Origin of the sequence: Mesorhizobium sp. M4A.F.Ca.ET.022.05.2.1, assembly GCF_003998845.1 — a bacterium.
Lineage (GTDB): Bacteria > Pseudomonadota > Alphaproteobacteria > Rhizobiales > Rhizobiaceae > Mesorhizobium.
Genome location: NZ_RZOJ01000625.1, coordinates 1 through 2,298, shown reverse-complemented (window position 1 = coordinate 2,298; position 2,298 = coordinate 1). Strand labels below are relative to the sequence as shown.

Annotated in this window: 3 protein-coding genes and 1 pseudogene; 2 read left to right on the top strand and 2 right to left on the bottom strand. The window is 61.1% G+C overall.

The genetic code is table 11. The features are described from left to right. A pseudogene (gene tdh, locus EN745_RS33755) lies at positions 1-129 on the top strand (L-threonine 3-dehydrogenase); the annotation flags it as partial. A 47-nt stretch (positions 130-176) separates the two neighbouring features. Here the strand turns inward: tdh and EN745_RS33750 are convergent. Further along, the gene (locus EN745_RS33750) at positions 177-818 is read right to left on the bottom strand and encodes a suppressor of fused domain protein (protein WP_126055051.1); all 642 of its coding nucleotides are present in this window, start codon (positions 816-818) and stop codon (positions 177-179) included. 16 nt (positions 819-834) lie between these two features. Beyond that, a complete protein-coding gene (locus tag EN745_RS33745; RefSeq protein WP_126055050.1) occupies positions 835-1,311 on the bottom strand; it encodes a MarR family transcriptional regulator in 477 nt (158 codons plus the stop codon). Positions 1,312-1,437: 126 nt separating this feature from the next. Here EN745_RS33745 and EN745_RS33740 point away from each other — a divergent pair. Continuing rightward, a partial coding sequence (locus tag EN745_RS33740; RefSeq protein ID WP_127423240.1) for a homogentisate 1,2-dioxygenase occupies positions 1,438-2,298 on the top strand: 861 nt, incomplete at its 3' end.

Genomic DNA, 2,298 nt, shown 5'->3' with positions numbered 1-2,298 from the left:
ATCGCCCTGGTGCAGGGGCCGCTAGACGTCTCGGGCCTGATCACCCACCGCATCGGCATCGACGATTTTCAGGTCGGGTTCGATGCGATGCGGAGCGGCAATTCGGGTAAGGTTGTGATGGACTGGTGAGCGCTACCGGGGCGAAAGCGAAAGCAAAGCGCCGCAGGCACCTGCCGCTAGACATAGGACGTCCGTTTGGGGTCTAAAACGGTGGGATAATGACGCTCGTCGAGCATGTCCAAGAATGGGTCCAACCCGACCGTCTTGATGAATTCATACTCGGCAGCGGAGATCAAATGGGCGCAAAGGATGGTGACGTCATCGTGGTCAATGGTCAGCGCTTCTGCAATGCGTTTATCGGGTGCAATGACAGGGGTCAAAAACATGAAAATTCTGAAATCCGTGCCCGAGACGGGCGACCAAGGCATTTCAATGCGGTGACCAAAGCCCAACCATGTATTGTCGATAAAGGGATACTCCGCCAGCCATTTGAGATTGCTGATGATGTTTGAGTCAGGCTCGCGAACATACCACATCAGTTCGGCTCGCCGCTCAATGTTCTCGCCTGCCGTTGACGGGGTAGCCATGCGCCGGTCGCTCATACCGTTGGTTAGGAGTACAAAGCCGTTGCCGGCGGGATCAATGAGCGAGAAGTCTCTACGAAACGCAAGAACCTCAACATCGTCAGGCCCTTTGCTTGGAAAGAGTTGATCGGGCTCGCCGAGCTCTTTGGTGTAGACCGATTTTCGATAGAGGTTGTTGGAGTTACCGGATCCGGGCGGCCCTCCGGCGAGAAATCTCTTTGGAAGCCAAGCCATCCATATGCTCCTGATTTCAGCCCTTTAGCCCAACGTGATTAGCACCAACTTTGTCTGGTCCCAAACAAGTTTCGAGCTCCGCTACGCCCTTCACAATCGCTCCTCGCTCTTCCGCTCCGAGTTTCCCCAGCAACTCCCTCTCAAACGCCTTCGCCAGCGGCACCATCTCGCGATAGGCGGCAAGCCCCGCCTTGGTCAGCGCCAGATGCTCGACGCGGCGGTCTTTCTCGTCGGGCGTGCGCGTCAGCCAGCGCCGCCGCTCCAACTCCGCCACCGCGCGCGAGACCTTGGTCTTGTGCATGGCCGACTGCTCGCCGAGCGCCGTCGCCGTCATCGTGCCGTGCTGGCCGAGGCCCGAAAGCGTGCGCCATTCCGGCCGGGTCAGGTCATGGCGATCCCGGTAGATTTTCGAGAATTCGCGGCTGACCGCGTCGGCCAGCCGATAGAGCCGGTAGGGCAGGAAGTTTTCCAACTCGAGGATTTCCGGTTCCATAGGCGCACCACTGTCGCGTCAGCCGTTGATAGTTACATTTTCGATGGTTACAAATGAAACCAGTTTGGTCAACATCGCCGGCAGGCCGCGCTATGCGAGGCTAAGACGGTGATCAGGGAGGATCGGATGGGCTTTTCCTACATGCCGGGCTTCGGCAACGATTTCGAGACTGAGACGCTGCCCGGCTCGCTGCCGCAGGGGCGAAACTCGCCGCAGCGGCCGGCCTACGGGCTCTATGCCGAGCAGCTTTCGGGCTCGCCTTTCACCGCGCCGCGCGGCACCAACGAGCGCTCCTGGCTCTATCGGATCCGGCCGAGCGTCCGCCACACCGGGCGCTTCAAGTCCACCCTCTATCCGCTCTGGAAGACCGCACCCAATCTCGGCGACCACGAACTGGCGCTCGGCCAGTATCGCTGGAACCCGGTGCCGATGCCGAAGGAGCCGACCGACTTCATCGAGGGCATGCGCACCATCACCACCGCCGGCGACGTGCTCGGGCAGTCCGGCATGGCGGCGCATGTCTATGTCGCCAACCGCTCGATGACCGACGATCATTTCTTCAACGCCGACGCCGAGATGCTTGTCGTGCCGCAGGTCGGCGCCTTGCGCTTCGTCACCGAGATGGGCGTCATCGAGCTCAGGCCCGGCGAGATCGCCGTGCTGCCGCGCGGCCTCGTCTTCAAGGTCGAGCTCGCCGATGCCGAGGTGCGCGGCTATGTCTGCGAGAACTACGGCGCCAAGCTGACCATGCCCGACCGCGGGCCGATCGGCGCCAATTGCCTCGCCAATCCGCGCGACTTCAAGTCGCCCTGCGCCTGGTTCGAGGAGAAGGAGACGCAGTGCCGGCTGATCGTCAAATGGTGCGGCTCCTTCCATGTCACAGAGATCGGCCATTCGCCGCTCGACGTGGTCGCATGGCACGGCAACTACGCGCCCTACAAATATGATCTGGCGACGTTTTCGCCGGTCGGCGCCATCCTGTTCGAC